The organism is Mesorhizobium sp. B2-4-2 (assembly GCF_006442845.1).
GTDB lineage: Bacteria > Pseudomonadota > Alphaproteobacteria > Rhizobiales > Rhizobiaceae > Mesorhizobium.
On record NZ_VFVM01000014.1, the window covers coordinates 97,693 to 115,569 of the forward strand.

Below are 17,877 nucleotides of genomic sequence, written 5' to 3' on the forward strand. Positions count from 1 at the left end.
GGAACTTGGCCCCCGCATTGGCTTTTGCCCCGATTTCAGGCAAACCTCCTCGCCTGTAATCGAGAGGAGAAGCCTGATGTTCCGATGGGGTGTGTTATCGACGGCCAAGATCGGTCGCGAGCAGCTTTTGCCTGCGATCGTGGAGGCGGAAAATGGCGTGCTGTCCGCAATCGCCAGCCGCGATCAGTCGAAGGCCCGTGGGTTGGCCGATCGCTTCGGCGCGCCGCATGCTTTCGGTTCCTATGAGGAGTTGCTCGCCTCGAACGAGGTCGACGGCGTCTATATCCCGCTGCCGACATCGCAGCATGTCGAATGGACGGCCAAGGCCATTCAGGCGGGAAAACATGTGCTGGTCGAAAAGCCGTTGGCGCTCGACGCCAAGGACATTCCGCCGCTGATCAAGCTGCGCGATGCCAGCAAGGTGTTGGTCTGCGAAGCCTTCATGGTCGTCTACCATCCGCAATGGATCAAGGTGCGCGACCTGATCGCCAGCGGCGTCATCGGCCGCCTGCGCCATGTACAGGGCGCGTTCTCCTATTACAATGTCGATCCCAACAACATGCGCAACCAGCTCGACCTTGGCGGCGGCGCGCTGCCCGACATCGGCGTCTACCCGACCGTGTCGACGCGCTTTTCCACCGGCAAGGAGCCGCTGCGCGTGCAGGCGACGATCGAGCGCGACAAAAAATTCGGCACCGACATCTATTCCTCGATCCGCGCCGATTTCGGCGACTTCGAACTGTCCTTCTATCTCTCGACCCAGATGGCCGCGCGCCAGGTGATGGTGTTCCATGGCGAGAACGGGTTCATCGAGGTGTTCTCGCCGTTCAATGCCGGGCTCTACGATCACCACCGCGTCGAGTTGCACAACCAGAACCACACGGAGGCGCAGGTGTTCCGCTTTCCCGGCACGCAGCAGTACCGGCTCGAGGTCGAGACCTTCGCGCGGGCGGCCCAGGGCGGCAAGGAGCGCGTCTTCACGCTGGAGGAATCCGTGCTCAACCAGAAGGTCATCGACGCCATCTTCCGCGCCGGCGGCAAGGATGGCTGGGAGGCGGTCTGACCATCATTGATATATTCCGGTTCGAGATTCATACGGTAGCCAGCTAACGGGAGGGGAAATTGGCTGACGACGCGGATGTCATCATTGTCGGCGCCGGCCTTGCCGGGCTGGTCGCCGCCGCCGAACTGGCCGAGGCCGGCAAGAAGATCGTCATCGTCGACCAGGAACCGGAGCAGTCGCTGGGCGGCCAGGCCTTCTGGTCGTTCGGCGGTCTGTTCCTCGTCGATTCGCCCGAGCAGCGGCGCATGCGCATCCGCGATTCGCACGAGCTGGCGCTCGAAGACTGGCTGGGCACCGCCGCTTTCGACCGGCCGGAGGATCACTGGCCGCGCAAATGGGCCGAGGCCTACGTCGGCTTCGCCGCCGGCGAGAAGCGCTCCTGGCTGCTGGAGCGCGGGATGAAATTCTTTCCCGTGGTCGGCTGGGCCGAGCGCGGCGGCGGCAATGCCATTGGCCATGGCAATTCCGTGCCCCGCTTTCACATCACCTGGGGCACCGGTCCCGGCGTGCTCGAGCCCTTCGTGCTGCGCGTCCGCGAAGCCGAGAAGAAGGGACTGATCCGCTTCAAGTTCCGCCACCGCGTCAACGAATTGATCCGCACCGGCACGAGGATCGACGGGGTGCGCGGCGACATCCTGCAACCAAGCACCGTCGAGCGCGGCCACAAGAGTTCGCGTGAGATATCAGGTGATTTCGAGGTTCATGCGCAGGCCGTGATCGTCGCCTCCGGCGGCATCGGCGGCAACCACCAGCTGGTCCGGGAAAACTGGCCGAAGCGTCTGGGCGCGGCGCCGAAGTGCATGATCACCGGCGTGCCCGACCATGTCGACGGCCGCATGCTGGCGATCACGGAACAGGCCGGCGGCAGCGTCATCAATCGCGACCGCATGTGGCACTATGTCGAGGGCATCAGGAACTGGGCGCCGATCTGGACCGATCATGCCATCCGCATCCTGCCCGGTCCGTCGTCGCTGTGGCTCGACGCCAGGGGCAAGCGCCTGCCGGTGCCGCTTTACCCCGGTTTCGACACGCTCGGCACGCTCAGCCACATCACGAGCACCGGGTTCGATTATTCCTGGTTCATCCTGACCAAAAAAATCATCCAGAAGGAGTTCGCGCTCTCGGGCTCCGAGCAGAACCCGGACCTGACCGGCAAGAGCTGGCGCCAGGTGCTCGGCCGCGCCACGTCGGGCATTCCGGGCCCGGTCAAGGCGTTCATGGAGAAGGGCGAGGATTTCATCATCGAGGCCGAACTGCCCGATCTGGTGGCGCGCATGAACAAGCTGGCCGGCGGCGAACCGCTGCTCGACGTCGCCCATGTCGAGCGCGAGATCCGCGCCCGCGACCGGCAACTCGACAATCCCTTCTCCAAGGACATGCAGGTCACCGCGCTGCGCGGAGCGCGGGCCTATCTCGGCGACCGGCTGATCCGCACGGCCAGGCCGCACAAGATGCTCGATCCCGCGAACGGCCCGCTGATCGCGGTTCGCCTCAACATCCTGACCCGCAAGACGCTGGGTGGCCTGCAGACCGATCTCGAAAGCCGCGTGCTGGGGAGCGATGGCGAGCCGGTTCAGGGCCTCTATGCGGTCGGCGAAGCCGCCGGTTTCGGCGGCGGCGGCGTGCATGGCTATGCGGCGCTCGAAGGCACGTTCCTGGGCGGCTGTATCTTCTCCGGCCGCAGCGCCGGCCGGGCGGCGGCTCGTTCGGTAGGCTGAGCGCCGAACGGCTTGGCAGTCGCTGGGTTGATCATCTTCTGTCGATTGTCATGCGAGGAGGCCCTCACCAGATCCACTCGCTTTTGCCGAGCGCCGACACCGCCTCGACGATGCGGGTAAAGCTGGCGCGGGCGCGGCCGACCGTGTGCCTCGCCCTGAGATAGCCGTGCACAAGCCCTTTTTCCTCGAACCAAGTGGCTCGCCCGCCGCCCGCCACGATGCGGTCGCGATAGGCCTCGCCGTCCGACGACAGCGGATCGCACTCGGCGGTGATCAGCACGGTCGGCGGCAGGTTGGCGAAATCGGCGTCGGCCAGCGGCTGAAGCGTGATGTCGCCGGTCTGGTCCACGCCGCCGGTACGGATGTGCTTGTAGAATTCGAGGTCGCGCGTGGTCAGCATAGGCGCTTCGGCATGCTTCAGATAGGAGCCACGCGAACGGTCGCCGCCGAGCCCGGGATAGATCAGCACCTGCCCGATCGGTTTCTTCGCATGGCCGCGCGTCGCATGGCTGACTGCGGCGCAGAGATTGCCACCGGCGCTGTCGCCGCAGAGCAGGACGGGATGATCGCGGGTGGCTGCCGCCCACTCGAAGGCGTTCATCGCATCGTCAAACGCAGCCGGATGCAGATGCTCCGGCGCCAGCCGGTAGTCGACCGAGACGACGTCATAGCCGGTGCGGCCGCAAAGCTCGGCGCAAACGTCGTCATGGCTGTCGAGCCCGCCAAGGATGAACCCGCCGCCGTGGTAATAGAGCACCGTTGCCACTGCCTGCGGGGCGCTGCGATAGATGCGGATCGGGATATTGCACGCCTGTGCGGCAATAGCGGTGGTTTCCGCTGTCACCCCCTCGGGATAGCCGGCAAAGAACTCCCGGCACATGCGGGCGTAGATCTCGCGCTGCTCGGCAATCGTGTAGTCGATCGTATCCGGCGGGTAATAGGAATTGGTCCGCTCGATGAAGGCCCGGGTCTCGGCATCAATGAGTTTGCTGTAGTCGGTCATGGCCGCGCCGACTGTGAACGGCGAGCCCAGGCACCCCCCTCTGTCCTGCCGGACATCTCCCCCGCAAGGGGGGAGATTGGCAGTTCAATCGACATCGCCCTTATTGCAGCGTTGACGATTGGCGAAAGCGGAAATGACATCCAATCTCCCCCCTTGCGGGGGAGATGGCCGGCAGGCCAGAGGGGGGTGCCTCGCGCCGTCATCTCTGGCATTGCTTTACTTCCCCTTCCACACCGGTTCCCGCTTCTCCGCAAAAGCCCGGAACCCTTCCATATTGTCCTCGGAACCGTACAGCGCATCGACCGTCGGCAACTGCCGGCGCGTCACCCTGTTCATCGCGTCCTGGAAAGTCAGCGCTTCGGCCACCCGCGCGGTTTCCTTGATCGCGGCGAAGACAAGCGGCGGGCCGCTGGCGAGCAGGCGGGCGATCTCCCAGACGCGGTCCTCCAGCTTCTCCTTCGGCAGCACCTCGTTGACCAGGCCCCAGCGATGCGCCTCGGCAACGTCCATCCAGCGGCCAGTGAGCAAAAGGTCCATGGCGACATGATAGGGAATGCGCTTCGGCAGCTTGATGGTCGCGGCGTCGGCAAGCGTGCCGGCGCGGATCTCGGGCAATGCGAAGGAGGAGTGATCGGAGGCGTAGATGAGATCGCAGGACAGCGCCAGCTCGAAGCCGCCCCCCACTGCCATGCCGTTTACGCAGGCGATGACAGGCTTGTTCAAGTCGCGCAGTTCCTGCAGCCCGGCAAAGCCGCCGACGCCATAGTCGCCGTCGACGGCGTCGCCGCCGGCGGCGGCCTTCAGGTCCCAGCCGGCGCAGAAGAACTTGTCGCCGGCGGTCTTGACGATGGCGACGCGCAAGCCGGGGTCGTCGCGAAACGCCTTGAAGGTCTCGCCCATCAGCCGAGAGGTCTTCAGGTCGATGGCGTTGGCCTTGGGCCGATCGAGCGTGACCTCGAGGATCGAGCCTTCACGGCGGGTCGAAATGACGTCAGGCATTCTTGTTCTCTCCCAGCACCAAAAGCGCATCGGCGATCCAGGCGCCCTTGCCCTCGCTGCAGACGATCAGCGGATTGATGTCGAGTTCCTCGATCTCGCCGGCATTCGTCTGCACGAAGGCAGCAATGCCCGCGATGGCGTCGATGGCAGCTTGGACGTCGGCCTTCGGCCGACCGCGATAGCCTTCGAGCAGCGGGAACAGTTTGAGACCGCGAAGTGCTGCCTCGATGTCGTCGCGGGTCGCCGGCAGCATCAAGGTGACGCTGTCGCGCAGCAATTCGACCAGCACGCCGCCGGTGCCCAGCGTCATGACAGCGCCGAACATCGGATCGCGGGTGAAGCCGACGATCAGCTCGGCGATGCCGTCGCGCACCATGCGCTCGACATAAAGGCCGGTGCCGAGCGGCAAAAGGTGGTGCGCGGCGGTGCTGACGGATTCGGCGTCCCTGAGGTTGAGCCTGACGGCGCCGACCTCGGATTTGTGGGTGACGCCTAGCGCCTTCAGCGCCACGGGGAAGCCGAGCGCCATGGACGAGATCACCGCCTCGACGGCACTGTCGGCGCGCTCGCCCTTGGGCACCGGCAGCCCGGCCTTGATCAGCCGCGCCTTGGCTTGCGCCTCGTCAGGCGTGACATGCTCGCCGCCGGCAGCGCCGGAAGCGGAGGTGTCGACCGGCTGCGCCTGCGGCTCGCGCCAGGCCCAGCCGATGAAGGCGGCCGCCTGGGCGGCATCCATCGCTTCGGAAATGCCGAACAGCGGCACCATGCCCCGCGCCATCAGCTCGGCGGTGTATTCCTCGGGCAGGTTCTCGGGCAGCGACGAGACGATCGCGCCATGCGCCTTGTTGGTCTTGAGCGCCGATTCGAAGGCGCGCAGCGTCGCCCACCAGTCGGTCACCGAGCAGCGGTCCGGGCGCGGGAAGTCGAGCACCAGCATGTTGAGGTCGAAGCCGCCCGACACCATGGCGGTGAAGGTGGCGGTCATCGCCGGCTCGTTGTTCCAGATGAAGGTGTGGTAGTCCAATGGATTGGCGACCGCGACCAGCGGCCCGAGCGTCGACTTGACGTGGGCACGGTGTTCTTCCGTCAGCACCGGGAAGTTGACCCAGCGGCCTTCGGCGCTGTCGGCCATGACCGAAGCCTCGCCGCCCGAACAGCTCATCGATGACAGGCTGTAGCCGGGCAGCGGACCGGTGACATGCAGCAGCTTCAGCGCCTCGATGAAGGCGGGGATGGAATCGACGCGCGCGATGCCGAGCCGTTTCAGGAAGGCCCCGGACGCTGCGTCCGAGCCGGCGAGCGACGCGGTGTGCGAGACGGTCGCTTGCCTGGCCTGTTCGGAGCGGCCGACCTTCATGGCGATGATCGGCTTTTTCAATTCCCTCGCCCGTGCCGCCAGCCGCTCGAAGCCGGCTACCGAATCGAAAGCCTCGATGTGCAGGCCGAGCGAGCTGACGCGCTCGTCCTCGATCAGGCCGAGCGCCATTTCGGAGAGGCCGGTCTGCGCCTGGTTGCCGGCGGTCATCAGGAAGGCGATCGGCAGGCCGCGCTTCTGCATCGTCATGTTGATGGCGATGTTGGACGACTGGGTAATGATGGCCACCCCTTTGCCGCCGTCGGCCAATCTTATGCCGCCATGCTGGTCGGGCCACAAAAGCGCGCCGTCGGCATAGTTGATCAGGCCGTAACAGTTCGGCCCGATGATCGGCATCTCGCCGGCGGCGGCGACGAGTTCGGCCTGCAGGCGCTCGCCATCCGCGTCATAGGCTTCGGTTTCGAGGAAACCGGCGGCAAAGCAGACGGCCCCGCCAGCGCCGCGTTCGGCCAGGGCCTTGATCACGTCAATGGTCAAGTGTCGGTTGACGCCGACAAAGGCGGCGTCCGGTGCGCCGGGCAGGTCGGCGACCGAACGATAGGCCTTGCGGCCGGCGACCTCGTCCTTCCTCGGGTGCACCGGCCAGATCTCGCCGGCAAAGCCCATCTTGATCGACTGCGCCACGACCGCGGCGGCCTGCGCGCCGCCGAACACGGCGATCGATTTAGGGCGCAGGAGACGTTCGAGTTTATGCATGGTCATCTTTTCGTTTGAGCATGATTCCGGCTTTGTGGATCATGCTCTAAGCTCCGAAGGGACGCAGCAGCGCCCGCGAAATAATATGTCGCTGGATTTCCGACGTGCCTTCCCAGATGCGCTCGACGCGCGCATCGCGCCAGATGCGCTCCAGCGGCAGGTCGTCCATCAGCCCCATGCCGCCATGGATCTGGATCGCCTCATCGGCGACGAAGGCGAGCATTTCGGTGGCCTTCAGCTTGGCCATGGCCATGTCCTGGTCGGTGACGGTGCCCTGATCGTACTTCCAGCCGGCTTCGAACACCATCAGGTCCGCGGCCTTGAGTTCGGTTGCCATGTCGGCGAGCTTGAACGACACGCCCTGGAACTTGCCGATCTGCTGGCCGAATTGCTGACGCTGCGCGGCGTACTCGACCGCGTGGCCGAGCGCGCGTTCCGCGCGGCCGAGGCAGGTGGCGCCGACCTGCAGGCGGGTGGCGCCGAGCCAGGAATTGGCGACGTCGAAACCCTTGTGGACTTCACCCAACACCTGGCTTGCCGGAAGCCGGCAATCGTCGAATTCGAGGATGGCGTTGGTGTAGCCGCGATGCGAGACGTTGCGGTAACCGTCGCGCACCGTGAAACCCTTGGTGCCCTTGTCGACGAAGAAGGCGGTGATCTTCTTGCGTTTGCCGCGCGGCGAATCCTCTTCGCCCGAGGCCATGAAGACGATGGCGAAGTCGGCGAGATCGGCGTGGCTGATGAAGTGCTTGGTGCCGTTCAATACCCAGTCGTCGCCGTCCTGCACGGCGGTCGCCTTCATGCCGCGCAGATCGGAGCCGGCGCCCGGCTCGGTCATCGCCAGGCAATCCCATTTCTCGCCGCGGATGCACGGGAACAGATATTTTTCGCGCTGCTCCGGCGTGCCGGCCAAAAGGATGTTGGAGGGGCGCGCGACGCAGGTCCAGTGCAGCGCGTAGTTGGCGCGGCCGAGTTCCTTCTCGTAAAGCAGCCAGGTCACCGTATCGAGCCCCGCGCCGCCGACATCGGCCGGCATGTTGGCGGCATAGAGACCGGCTTCGATCGCCTTGGCCTTCAGCTCCTCGATCAGTTCGCGGCGCAGCACGCCGGTGCGCTCGACCTCGCGCTCATGCGGGTAAAGCTCATTCTCGACGAAGGCGCGCGTCGTCTCGACAATGAGCTTCTGTTCCTCCGACAGACCGAAATCCATGGTCTCAGCCTTTCTTCTTTTTCTTCGGTTTTTCGGCTTTCTTCACCGGCTTCGATGCCTTCGCCTTCTCGGCCGCCTTGGAGGCGGCCGGCTTTTTCGCCGCCAGCTTGGCCAACTGCTTCGTATAGTCCCTGTGCAGGGCGCCGGCTCCCCAGCCCTTGCCCTTGTTCTGCTTCGAGAGCGCATCCATGATGGCGACCAGATTGTCGTCGCGGATCTTTTCCAGTTCGCGGATCGACAGGCCATGCGCCTGGTCGTCCGACTGCGTGGCGATCAGGTCGACCAGCTCGTCGTTGAACTCCGGTACGTCCATCAGCTTGGTCCATGGCCATTTCAGGCAGGGGCCGAACTGCGCCATGAAGTGGCGCATGCCGGCTTCGCCGCCGGCGACGCGATAGACCTGGAACATACCCATCTGCGCCCAGCGCAGGCCAAAGCCATAGCGCATGATGTCGTCCAGTTCCTCGACGGTGCAGATGCCGTCCTTGATCAGCCACAGCGCCTCGCGCCAGGCGGCTTCCAGCAGTCGGTCGCCGACGAAGGCTTCAATCTCCTTGCGGATGACGACAGGCTTCATGCCGATCGAGGCATAGATCTCCTTGGCGACTTCGACCGCCTCGGGGAATGTCTGGTCGCCGCCGACGATCTCGACCAGCGGCAGGAGATAGACCGGGTTGAACGGGTGGCCGACGACCAGCCGCTCCGGGTGTTTTTTCATCGCCACCTGCATGTCGGTCGGCTTGATGCCTGATGTGGACGAGCCGACGATGGCGTTGGCCGGCGCGTGGATATCGATCTCGGACAGGACCTTATGCTTGAGGTCGAGCCGTTCCGGCACGCTCTCCTGGATGAAATCGGCATCGGCCACCGCCTCGGCGATGGTCTTGGCGAAGGTCAGCCTGCCTTCTTTCGGCAGGCCGCCCGGAACCATCTGCTTGTAGGCGCGGCGCGCGCCCTTCATCACTTCTGAGACCTTGCGCGAGGCCTCGGGATCAGGGTCGAAGATCGACACGTCGATGCCATTCAAGAGCAGGCGCGCCACCCAGCCTGCGCCGATGACACCGCCGCCGATGGCGGCCGCCTTGTTGATGATGCTCATGGTCAGGCTCCGGTTCTTGTCTTGGCTGTTTCGGGATCGGTGAGCGGCACGCGCTCGCCGGCGCGGATAATGGCGGGGTCGTAGGCCCTGCGGACAAAGACTTCGAGCACGAATGGCCTGAAGAACTCGATCGGCAGCGTCTCGTAGTCGGGGTCGAAGCTCGACTGGTCCCAGCGCTCGCAGAACTGGTCGCAATCGTCGAAATAGGCATGACCGGCGAAGCGGTCACGCGCATGGCGGTTGCCGCCAAGATGATGGGCATAGTAGAGGCGCTGGAAATCGCCGTGCTTCTCCACCACCCAGGTGCATTGTTCGCGCACGAAAGGCTTCAGGATCGACGCGGCGTATTCGTCGTGGTTGTAGGGTGCGTAGATATCGCCGATGTCGTGCAGCAACGCGCAGGCGATCCAGTCGGTGTCGGCGCCGTCGCGCCAGGCGCGTGTTGCCGCCTGCAGCGAATGGCCGAGCCGGGTGATCTTGTAGCCGGAAAGGCCCTCGTCGAGTTGAACCAGGGCTTCCAGCAACCGATCACCGGTTTTGGCGGCATAGTCGATTTCATGGGCGGTCAGGAATTCGTAGTCGTCCTTGTCGCCATCCTTCATTGCGGTGAATTTGACGGTGGCCATCTGAAGCTCCCCTCTCTATGCCGCGATCGGCGGCCGCTTGGTGAGGTTGAGCTTCCTGCGCACTTCCTCCGGCCCTAGAATCCTGGCGCCGAGATTGGTGACGATGCTGGCGGCGCGTTCGACCAGCTGCGCGTTGGTGGCAAGCACGCCCTTGTCGAGCCAGAGATTGTCTTCCAACCCAACGCGGACATTGCCGCCGGCCAGCACCGCGGCGGCGGCATAGGCCATCTGGTTGCGGCCGATCGAAAAGGCCGACCAGCTCCATGTCGACGGCACGTTGTTGACCATGGCCATGAAAGTGTTGAGGTCGTCTGGCGCCCCCCACGGCACGCCCATGCAGAGCTGCACCAGCGCATCCGGCTTCAGCACTTTCTCCTCGACCAGTTGCTTGGCGAACCAGAGATGACCGGTATCGAAGGCCTCGATCTCCGGCTTGACGCCGAGCGCGGTCATCATGCCGCCCATGGCGCGCAGCATGCCGGGTGTGTTGGTCATGACATAGTCGGCCTCGGCGAAGTTCATGGTGCCGCAGTCCAACGTGCAGATCTCCGGCAGGCACTGGCGCACATGCTCCATGCGGTTGGTGGCGCCGCCCATGTCGGTGCCCTTTTCATTCAGCGGCAGCGGCGCTTCGGGCGAGCCGAACACCATGTCTCCACCCATGCCGGCGGTAAGGTTCAGCACCACGTCGACGTCTGCCTCGCGGATGCGCTCGGTCACCTCGCGGTAGAGATGAACGTCGCGCCTGGGCTTGCCGGTCTCGGGATCGCGCACATGGCAATGCACGATCGCCGCCCCCGCCTTGGCCGCGTCGATGGCCGAATCGGCGATCTCTTTGGGCGAGCGCGGCACATGCGGGCTGCGGTCCTGCGTGCCGCCGGACCCGGTCACGGCACAGGTAATGAAAACCTCACGGTTCATCGCAAGCGGCATGGAACTCTCCTCCCAGTCGAAACAGGCGCCAAGCATCGCCCGGCTTGCCGAAAACTGCTTTGCGTTTTACGAAGCTTCCATGACTAAAGGCGAAAAACTGACGATCTTTCGCGCCGAGCGTCTGCCGCTCAAGGTGACGATGCTGGTGTTTTCCGGCTCGTCCATCATGTGCGTGGCCTCGGCGGTCGACCCGCTGCGCGCCGCCAACCGCATCTCCGGCGAGACATTGTTCGATTTCAAGCTGGTTTCCGTAACCGGCGAGGCGCCGGTCACCACTTGCGGCCTGCCAGTGGCGGTCAGCGGCCGCTTCGACGCGGCCGAACCGACCGACGTTCTTGTCGTCGTCGCCGGTTTCGGCACGCAGAATTATGCGACGTCGGCTCTGCTCTCGGGCCTGCGCCGCGCCGCCCGTTCGGCGCGCGCCTGCGGCGGCGTCGAGGCCGGTACATGGCTGGTCGCGCGGGCCGGCTTGCTCGAAGGCCGCAGCGCCACCACCCACTGGGAAGACATGGAGGATTTCTCGTCGGCCTTTCCGGGCGTCGACGTCCGCCCGGACCGTTACGTCATCGACGGGCCGGTCTTCACCTCCGGTGGCGCCTCGCCCACCTTCGACCTGATGCTGCACCTCGTTCGCACCCGCCTCGGCATGGCCGTGGCGCTCGATGTGGCCAGCGTCTTCATCTACGATCAGGCCCGTGCGGCCACCGACGCTCAGCCCCTGGTCTCGCTTGGCCGGCTAGACGGCTATGATCCGCGCCTGGCGCAAGCCATCCGGCTGATGGAAGCGCATGTGGACCAGCCGTTGACGGTCGCCGCCGTGGCAAAGCGCGCCGGGGTTACGGCACGGACACTGGAGAGCATCTTCCGCAAGTCGATCGGCGAGACGCCCGGCGCCTACTATCTCAGGCTGCGCCTGGGCGCTGCGCGGCGGCTGGTGATCGACACCAGAGTGGCCATGGCCGACATTGCCGGGCGGACCGGATTTTCATCCGCCGCGGCATTTTCGAGGGCGTTTTCAAGAACTTTCGGTGAAGCCCCGGTCAGGCTACGCCGGGGTTGATGTACATGTCGTCCAAAGTGGGAAGCGGTTGATCAGGCAGCTTTCTGCCGGTCGCCGCCACTATCGATCTGCGAGCGCATCTGTCTTGCCAGATGGGTCTCGAAACGGCTGGCAACGGCGCGGTCCCATTCGTTGGAGCGGCGCGCACCATCCTTCGGATGCGGCATTGCCATCAGCCGGTCGATAATCGACCCGGCCTCGCCATTTGAGAGCAGGGCGTCGATTTCACGTTCGTTCTGCATATCGGTTCGCCTCCTTCTTCCTCTCCCGCCACGAGCACCTTCTTATAGGAGATTCGTGACGGCAGTTTGAAGGCAAGAGAGAGGCGATTGAGGGGCGTCAGTGGGCAAAACCTTGTCGTCGATTCCGCACTGGCGCAAAGCCCTTTCACCCGGTCTCGGCGCCACCCTCGTCCGCCCGCTGGCACCTTTTCCGTTCAATGGCGAACAGGGCGGCAGGCAAATAAGCGCGACGCCGGGAACTTCTCCCCGCGAAGCGGCGTGGGTAAGCGGAGCGGCGGCTGAACGAGCCGCCGCCCGCCTTTCATCCCTTACACGTAGCGGTTGACGATGTTTTCGAGCAGTTCCTGACGGCCGGAGCGCGGCTGCGGTTCGATCTTCTTCTTCACCACGCGCTCGGCGATGTCCTCCAGCGTGCGCTTGCCGGCAAGCATCGCCTTGGCCTCGCCGCTGTTCCAGCCTGCGTAGCGCTCGGCGAGTGGAGCCGACAGCGCCTTGTCTTCGACCATCTTGGCGGCTGCCTTCAGGCCGCGCGCGCAGGCATCCATGCCGCCGATATGGCCGATCAGCAGGTCCTGCGGATCGAGCGACTGGCGGCGCAGCTTGGCGTCGAAATTGGTGCCGCCGGTCTTGAAGCCGCCCGCCTGCAGGACCTGGTAATAGGCCAGGGCCATCTCCGGCACATTGTTGGGGAACTGGTCGGTGTCCCAGCCCGACTGGTAGTCGTTGCGGTTCATGTCGATCGAGCCGAAGATGCCGAGCGCATTGGCCAACGCCAGCTCGTGCTCGAAGGAATGGCCGGCGAGGATGGCGTGGCCCTGCTCGATGTTGAGCTTGACCTCCTTCTCCAGGCCGAAGCGCTTGAGGAAGCCATAGACGGTCGCGACATCGTAGTCGTACTGGTGTTTTGTGGGTTCCTGCGGCTTCGGCTCGATCAGGATCGTGCCTTTGAAGCCGATTTTGTGCTTGTAGTCGACGACGAGGTTGAGGAAACGGCCGGCCTGCTCCTGCTCGCGGGCAAGGTCGGTGTTGAGCAGCGTCTCATAGCCCTCGCGTCCGCCCCAAAGCACATAATTCTCGCCCTTCAGCCGCTTGGTGACGTCGATGCAGCTCTTCACCGTCGCCGCCGCATAGGCAAACACATCCGGATCGGGGTTTGTCGCGGCACCCGACATGAAACGGCGGTGCGAGAACAGGTTCGCCGTGCCCCACAAGAGCTTGACGCCAGTCTGCTTCATCTTGGTGGCGAAATAGTCCGCGATCTCGTCGAGGCGCGCGGAACTTTCCGAAAAATCCTTGCCTTCGGGCCGCACGTCGGCATCGTGGAAGCAGAAATAGGGCGCGCCGAGCAGCGAGAACATCTCGAAGGCGACGTCTGCTTTCAGTTTTGCCAGTTCCATCGTGTCGATGCCGCCGGCCTTGGGGAACCACGGCCGATCGAAGGTCTGGCCGCCGAACGGATCGCCGCCCGGCCAGGCGAAGGAATGCCAGTAGGCGACGGCGAAGCGCAGATGGTCTTCCAGCCGCTTGCCGGCCACCAGCTCGTCCGGGTTGTAGAACCGGTAAGCCAGCGGATTGGCCGAATCCGGCCCCTCATATTTGATCTTCTGGATGTCGCCGAAAAAGCCGCTGCTCATGGATTTCCTTCCTCTCCGAAATGGCTCCGCCTGATTACCTCAGGCGTAATTGGTTCCGTTCGTCCGTTGGGTGAAAAGGGTCATGTCAAAGCCAACGAAGGAGACAGATCATGACCGATCTCAACAAGATCGCCGAAAGCTACATCACCGCCTGGAACGAGAGCGACGCCGCGCGCCGTCAGGCGCTGCTCAAGGCGACTTTCACCGAAGACGTCAGCTATCGCGATCCCATCATGCAGGGCGACGGCCATGAAGGCGTCGCGGCGCTGATCGACGGCGTGCAGCGGCGCTTTGCCGGCTTCCGCTTCTCGCTGAAAGGCACACCGGACGGGTTTGCCGACAAAATCCGCTTTTCCTGGAACCTCGGCCCTGAGGGCACACCGTCCGTCATCGAGGCCACCGATATCGGCGTCATCGAGAACGGCCGCCTGAAGAGCATCACCGGCTTCCTCGACAAGGTGCCGGCGCAGTGAGGCTTCACGGCTAAGGTAGGCGCCAGGCGCACCCCTCTGGCCTGCCGGCCATCTCCCCCTCAAGGGGGGAGATTGGCTGATTTTTATACCTTCGCCAACCTCCGGCCTTGCAAGGCTAGCGTAGCCGCCAAAGCTGCCGATCTTCCCCCTAGAGGGGGAGATGCCCGGCAGGGCAGAGGGGGGCGCGTGGCGCTTGCTCACGCCGTTGCCGCCCTGATCGCCGGATAAAGCCCGCGGTAGCGCTGGTAGGCATCGGCAAATGCACCATCCAAGCCGGCATCCGGTTCGATCGTTGCATCGGTCCTCGGCGCCGTGCAGACATCGAGCGGATCAGCGTCCGTCGCTGCGATCAGGCCGAGCCGGGCGGCGCCGAAGGCGGCGCCGAAGTCGCCGTCGGCGGGAATGTCGACAGGCAACTGAAGCGCGGTGGCGATGGCCTTCAGCCAGTAGCGCGAGCGCGAGCCGCCGCCGATCGCCGTCACACGCATCAAGCTCGTGCCCGCAGTCTTCAACGCCTCGAGGCTGTCGCGAAAGGCGAAGGCCACGCCTTCCAGCACGGCCTGGGTCAGGACGGCGCGGCTCGATTCATGCGCCAGTCCGGTAAAGGAGCCGCGAATGACGGAATCATTGTGTGGCGTGCGCTCGCCCGAGAGATAGGGCAGGAAGGACACGCCGGTCGGCGCCTTCAGCGTATCGCCCAGTTCCGATGTCAACTCGCCTGCGCCCTTGCCGGTAATCTCGGACAGCCAATTGAGCGAATCGGTGGCCGACAGGATGACGCCCATCTGATGCCAGGTGTCAGGCAGCGCATGGCAGAAAGTGTGGACCGCGCTTGCCGGGTTGGGCAGATAGGAGGCATTGGCGGCAAACAGCACGCCTGACGTGCCCAGAGACACGAACGCATGGCCGGCACGGACCGTGCCCATGCCGCAGGCGGAAGCCGCATTGTCGCCGGCGCCGCCGGCAATCGGGATGCCGGCTTCGACGCCCCATTTCGACGCCAGCTCGCCGCGCAGCCCACCGGCCTTCTGCGTACCCTCGACCAGGGATGGCATGTGCTTTTCGTCGAGCGACGTGGCCGCGAGCAGGTCGGCGGACCAGCGCCGCTTCCCAACGTCGAGCCAGGAAGTGCCAGCCGAGTCCGACATTTCCGAAATATGTTCGCCGGTCAGCCACAGCCGCAGGAAATCCTTGGGCAGCAGCACCTTGGCCACTTTGGCGAAAATGGCGGGTTCGTTGTTCTTCACCCAGGCGAGCTTCGGCGCGGTGAAACCGGGAAAGACGATGTTGCCGGTCAGCTCGCGAAACCGCGGATCGGCGTCGAGCGCGGCTGCCTCGGCATGGCTGCGCGTATCGTTCCACAGAATGCAGGGGCGCAGCACCTTGTCAGAGGCATCGAGCAAGGTGGCGCCATGCATCTGACCGGATAGGCCAATGCCTTTCACCGCCGCGAACTGCCAGGGATGGGAGGCCTTCAGTTCGGCAATCGCGTCTTCGCAGGCGCGTAGCCAGTGGGCTGGATCCTGTTCGGACCAGCCGGGATGCGGCCGCGAAACGTCGAGCGCGCCATGGCCGGAACCGATGACGGTCTGTTCGGCATCGATCAGCAGCGCCTTGACGCCCGACGTGCCAAGGTCGAGGCCGACATACATGTTTTCCTCCCTTGCCATTATTTTTTTCGGATCTCGAAAAAATCTGGCCGAGGCAGTTTTTAAGCCAAGATCCGCCGCGGGTCAATTCTCTGACAATCGGCCGCGCATCACGAAAACAACGCCGACGGCGGGCTGTGTGGCCGCGCCAGCGTACGCGCCGCCACCAACACGCTTTGGAGGGTTGGCGAGACGCACGCCAAGCACCAATTCTGGCTCAATCAAAGCACAGCTCTGTCCGGCCCGTTTTCCAGTTCATCAACCATGACGGGCAGATTAGACTTTGTAAAACGGAACGAATTGTGTCTTCATTGCGGCGTAGGGTGGGGGCTTGCAATCGCGAATCTTGGAGGGACGCGGTGCGGCGCTTTGAAAACAGGCTTCCGAATGGCGATTCGGAAGACATCGCTAAATTAGTTGTTCTGAAACGGCATATGCCGGTGATGTTTCTTCCTCGAATGCTTGGCGTTTTTGCCGCGACGTCGCTGGCGTTGCTGCCCAATTCCGCCGCCTTCGCCGCATGCCTGCTCGTTCCGACCGCCGGAAACGACACCTTCATCTGCGACAGCGGCGATTCGGGCGGCAGCCTCAACGATCTGAACGGCGACAACACGCTCACCTTTCCCGCCGGCGGCACCGGCCAGGTGAGCGGCAATGTCACCTTCGGCGTTGGTTCGGACCGCATCAACATGCAATCCGGTACCATCACCGGCACGGTCGACCAGGGCGGTGGCGCCGATTTCTTCACCATCGGCGCTGGCACCGTCATCGGCAATGTGCAGCAGGGCTCGGGCATAGACGACTTCAACATAAGCGGCGGCCAGATCGGTTCACTTAACCAGGGTGATGGCCTCGACACCTTCACCATGACGGACGGACGCATCGTCGATTTCTTCGACGACGGCGACCATGCGGTGATGACGGGCGGCCGCATCGGCCGCGTCAACATGAAGCTCGACCAGAACTATTTCAACATGTCCGGCGGCGCCATCGACCGCAACCTCGTCACCGGCTTCGACAAGGACACGATCATCCTTTCGGGCGGCACGATCGGCGGCAACATCAGCGTCAGCGGCGGCAATGACAGCGTGACGATTACCGGCGGCACGGTCGGCGGCGACGTGCTGATGAGCTTCGGAGCCGACAATTTCGTCTGGGATGGCGGCGGCATCATCTATGGCGCCGTCGACCTCGGCGCCGACAACGACACGGCAAAGCTGAGCAACCTGACCAATTCCAATCTGGGCGGCGTCGATGCGCTGAATGGCGGCCTCGGCACCGACACGCTGAGTTTCGACAACGTCAAGCTCAAAGGCATCAGCCGGGTGCAGAACTGGGAGAGCATCGACGCCACCAATGACACCGAACTAACGCTGGACGGCAATCTGGTGCTGGGAGACAGCGGCACCGGCACGGGCTCGCTCAGCGTCGATGCCGCAAGCACGCTCTATGGCGGCGGCTTCAACGCGTCGATACAGGCCTTTACGGCGGGCCAGCTTGCGGACGTCGTCAATGCCGGCCGCATCGACCTGACCAATGGCAGTACAGGCGCGACGGATCGGCTGACGATTTCGGGCAATTACACCGGGCTTGGCGGCCTGCTGCTCATCCAGACGGAACTCGGCGATGATTCCTCGGCCTCGGACAGGCTGGTGCTGTCGGGCGGCACGGCTTCCGGCTCGACCGGCATCGGGGTGGTCAATGTCGGCGGCACGGGTGCCGAGACGACGCAGGACGGCATCATGGTCGTCCAGGCGGTCAATGGCGCCACCTCCAGCGCCAGCGCCTTCGCGCTCGACGCGCCGGTCGCGGCGGGCGCCTTCGAATATTATCTGTTCAAGGGTGGCGTCACCGCAGGCAGCGCGGAGAACTGGTATCTGCGCTCGTCGTTGATAACGCCGACATCGCCGGCCGCAGCGCCGCCGGGGATCGGACCGACGGCGGCGCCCGAGCCCGAACCTCCGGCAACCGAGCCGCCGCCGCCGCCTTCCCAACTGCCGCACGTGCCCGTGCCGTCCGAAGGCGACGTCAACAATCCGCCGGTCGATCCGACGCCGCCGGTGCAGGCCGGCGATCCGGAGCTCCAGCCCCCGCCAC

At 64.4% G+C, this 17,877-nt stretch carries 14 protein-coding genes and 1 pseudogene; 5 read left to right on the forward strand and 10 right to left on the reverse strand.

Translation table 11 applies throughout. The features are described 5' to 3' along the window. The first annotated feature begins 76 nt into the window (after window positions 1–76). Together FJ942_RS25050 and FJ942_RS25055 are read left to right on the forward strand one after the other, a co-directional pair. Complete coding sequence (locus FJ942_RS25050) at window positions 77–1,063, forward strand: Gfo/Idh/MocA family oxidoreductase (protein ID WP_140491121.1); 987 nt, start codon at window positions 77–79, stop codon at window positions 1,061–1,063. Between the two features lie 59 nt (window positions 1,064–1,122). Next, window positions 1,123–2,781, forward strand: a complete 1,659-nt coding sequence (locus FJ942_RS25055; protein WP_140491118.1) for an FAD-binding dehydrogenase — start codon at window positions 1,123–1,125, stop codon at window positions 2,779–2,781. 64 nt (window positions 2,782–2,845) lie between these two features. Here the strand turns inward: FJ942_RS25055 and FJ942_RS25060 are convergent, their stop codons facing one another. The 7 genes from FJ942_RS25060 to FJ942_RS25095 form a co-directional block, all read right to left on the reverse strand. Then, window positions 2,846–3,784 (reverse strand): alpha/beta hydrolase, encoded by a 939-nt coding sequence (locus FJ942_RS25060; protein ID WP_140491116.1) that lies wholly within the window; start codon window positions 3,782–3,784, stop codon window positions 2,846–2,848. Between the two features lie 216 nt (window positions 3,785–4,000). After that, window positions 4,001–4,783, reverse strand: a complete 783-nt coding sequence (locus FJ942_RS25070) for a carnitinyl-CoA dehydratase (protein ID WP_140563495.1) — start codon at window positions 4,781–4,783, stop codon at window positions 4,001–4,003. Continuing rightward, window positions 4,776–6,854: an acetate--CoA ligase family protein gene (locus tag FJ942_RS25075; RefSeq protein WP_140899290.1), complete on the reverse strand. Its 2,079-nt coding sequence runs from the start codon at window positions 6,852–6,854 to the stop codon at window positions 4,776–4,778. Before FJ942_RS25075 ends, FJ942_RS25070 begins: the two co-directional genes overlap by 8 nt. A 46-nt stretch (window positions 6,855–6,900) precedes the next feature. Continuing rightward, a complete protein-coding gene (locus tag FJ942_RS25080; RefSeq protein WP_140583042.1) occupies window positions 6,901–8,064 on the reverse strand; it encodes an acyl-CoA dehydrogenase in 1,164 nt (387 codons plus the stop codon). Between the two features lie 4 nt (window positions 8,065–8,068). Next, the gene (locus tag FJ942_RS25085) at window positions 8,069–9,163 is read right to left on the reverse strand and encodes a carnitine 3-dehydrogenase (protein ID WP_140491107.1); all 1,095 of its coding nucleotides are present in this window, start codon (window positions 9,161–9,163) and stop codon (window positions 8,069–8,071) included. Between the two features lie 2 nt (window positions 9,164–9,165). Then, window positions 9,166–9,789, reverse strand: coding sequence for an HD domain-containing protein (locus tag FJ942_RS25090; protein WP_140491104.1), 624 nt, complete (start codon window positions 9,787–9,789; stop codon window positions 9,166–9,168). Between the two features lie 15 nt (window positions 9,790–9,804). Beyond that, the gene (locus tag FJ942_RS25095; protein ID WP_140561818.1) at window positions 9,805–10,722 is read right to left on the reverse strand and encodes a 3-keto-5-aminohexanoate cleavage protein; all 918 of its coding nucleotides are present in this window, start codon (window positions 10,720–10,722) and stop codon (window positions 9,805–9,807) included. 79 nt (window positions 10,723–10,801) lie between these two features. Between FJ942_RS25095 and FJ942_RS25100 the strand changes: the two genes are divergently transcribed. Then, window positions 10,802–11,782 (forward strand): GlxA family transcriptional regulator, encoded by a 981-nt coding sequence (locus FJ942_RS25100; RefSeq protein WP_140554542.1) that lies wholly within the window; start codon window positions 10,802–10,804, stop codon window positions 11,780–11,782. 32 nt (window positions 11,783–11,814) lie between these two features. Here the strand turns inward: FJ942_RS25100 and FJ942_RS25105 are convergent, their stop codons facing one another. Both FJ942_RS25105 and xylA read right to left on the reverse strand, forming a co-directional pair. Continuing rightward, entirely contained in the window at window positions 11,815–12,024 is a 210-nt protein-coding gene (locus tag FJ942_RS25105) for a hypothetical protein (RefSeq protein WP_140517775.1), read from the reverse strand. Window positions 12,025–12,332: 308 nt separating this feature from the next. Continuing rightward, window positions 12,333–13,658 carry a xylose isomerase gene (gene xylA, locus FJ942_RS25110; RefSeq protein WP_140491093.1) on the reverse strand — a complete coding sequence of 442 codons (1,326 nt, stop codon included), beginning with the start codon at window positions 13,656–13,658 and terminating at the stop codon, window positions 12,333–12,335. Window positions 13,659–13,768: 110 nt separating this feature from the next. Here xylA and FJ942_RS25115 point away from each other — a divergent pair, with 110 nt between their 5' ends. Next, window positions 13,769–14,131 (forward strand): nuclear transport factor 2 family protein, encoded by a 363-nt coding sequence (locus FJ942_RS25115; protein ID WP_140899293.1) that lies wholly within the window; start codon window positions 13,769–13,771, stop codon window positions 14,129–14,131. A gap of 197 nt (window positions 14,132–14,328) precedes the next feature. Here FJ942_RS25115 and xylB read toward each other — a convergent pair whose 3' ends face one another. Beyond that, entirely contained in the window at window positions 14,329–15,783 is a 1,455-nt protein-coding gene (gene xylB, locus FJ942_RS25125) for a xylulokinase (protein WP_140650760.1), read from the reverse strand. A 455-nt stretch (window positions 15,784–16,238) separates the two neighbouring features. Between xylB and FJ942_RS25130 the strand changes: the two are divergent. Continuing rightward, window positions 16,239–17,877, forward strand: a pseudogene (locus tag FJ942_RS25130) (autotransporter outer membrane beta-barrel domain-containing protein); the annotation flags it as partial.

Bases quoted from the DNA above. Each gene is read 5' to 3' on its own strand.
- FJ942_RS25050 (WP_140491121.1), top strand. From the start codon at position 77: ATGTTCCGATGGGGTGTGTTATCGACGGCCAAGATCGGTCGCGAGCAG.
- FJ942_RS25060 (WP_140491116.1), bottom strand. From the start codon at position 3,784: ATGACCGACTACAGCAAACTCATTGATGCCGAGACCCGGGCCTTCATC.
- FJ942_RS25070 (WP_140563495.1), bottom strand. From the start codon at position 4,783: ATGCCTGACGTCATTTCGACCCGCCGTGAAGGCTCGATCCTCGAGGTC.
- FJ942_RS25075 (WP_140899290.1), bottom strand. From the start codon at position 6,854: ATGCATAAACTCGAACGTCTCCTGCGCCCTAAATCGATCGCCGTGTTC.
- FJ942_RS25080 (WP_140583042.1), bottom strand. From the start codon at position 8,064: ATGGATTTCGGTCTGTCGGAGGAACAGAAGCTCATTGTCGAGACGACG.
- FJ942_RS25085 (WP_140491107.1), bottom strand. From the start codon at position 9,163: ATGAGCATCATCAACAAGGCGGCCGCCATCGGCGGCGGTGTCATCGGC.
- FJ942_RS25090 (WP_140491104.1), bottom strand. From the start codon at position 9,789: ATGGCCACCGTCAAATTCACCGCAATGAAGGATGGCGACAAGGACGAC.
- FJ942_RS25095 (WP_140561818.1), bottom strand. From the start codon at position 10,722: ATGCCGCTTGCGATGAACCGTGAGGTTTTCATTACCTGTGCCGTGACC.
- FJ942_RS25100 (WP_140554542.1), top strand. From the start codon at position 10,802: ATGACTAAAGGCGAAAAACTGACGATCTTTCGCGCCGAGCGTCTGCCG.
- FJ942_RS25105 (WP_140517775.1), bottom strand. From the start codon at position 12,024: ATGCAGAACGAACGTGAAATCGACGCCCTGCTCTCAAATGGCGAGGCC.
- xylA (WP_140491093.1), bottom strand. From the start codon at position 13,658: ATGAGCAGCGGCTTTTTCGGCGACATCCAGAAGATCAAATATGAGGGG.
- FJ942_RS25115 (WP_140899293.1), top strand. From the start codon at position 13,769: ATGACCGATCTCAACAAGATCGCCGAAAGCTACATCACCGCCTGGAAC.
- xylB (WP_140650760.1), bottom strand. From the start codon at position 15,783: ATGTATGTCGGCCTCGACCTTGGCACGTCGGGCGTCAAGGCGCTGCTG.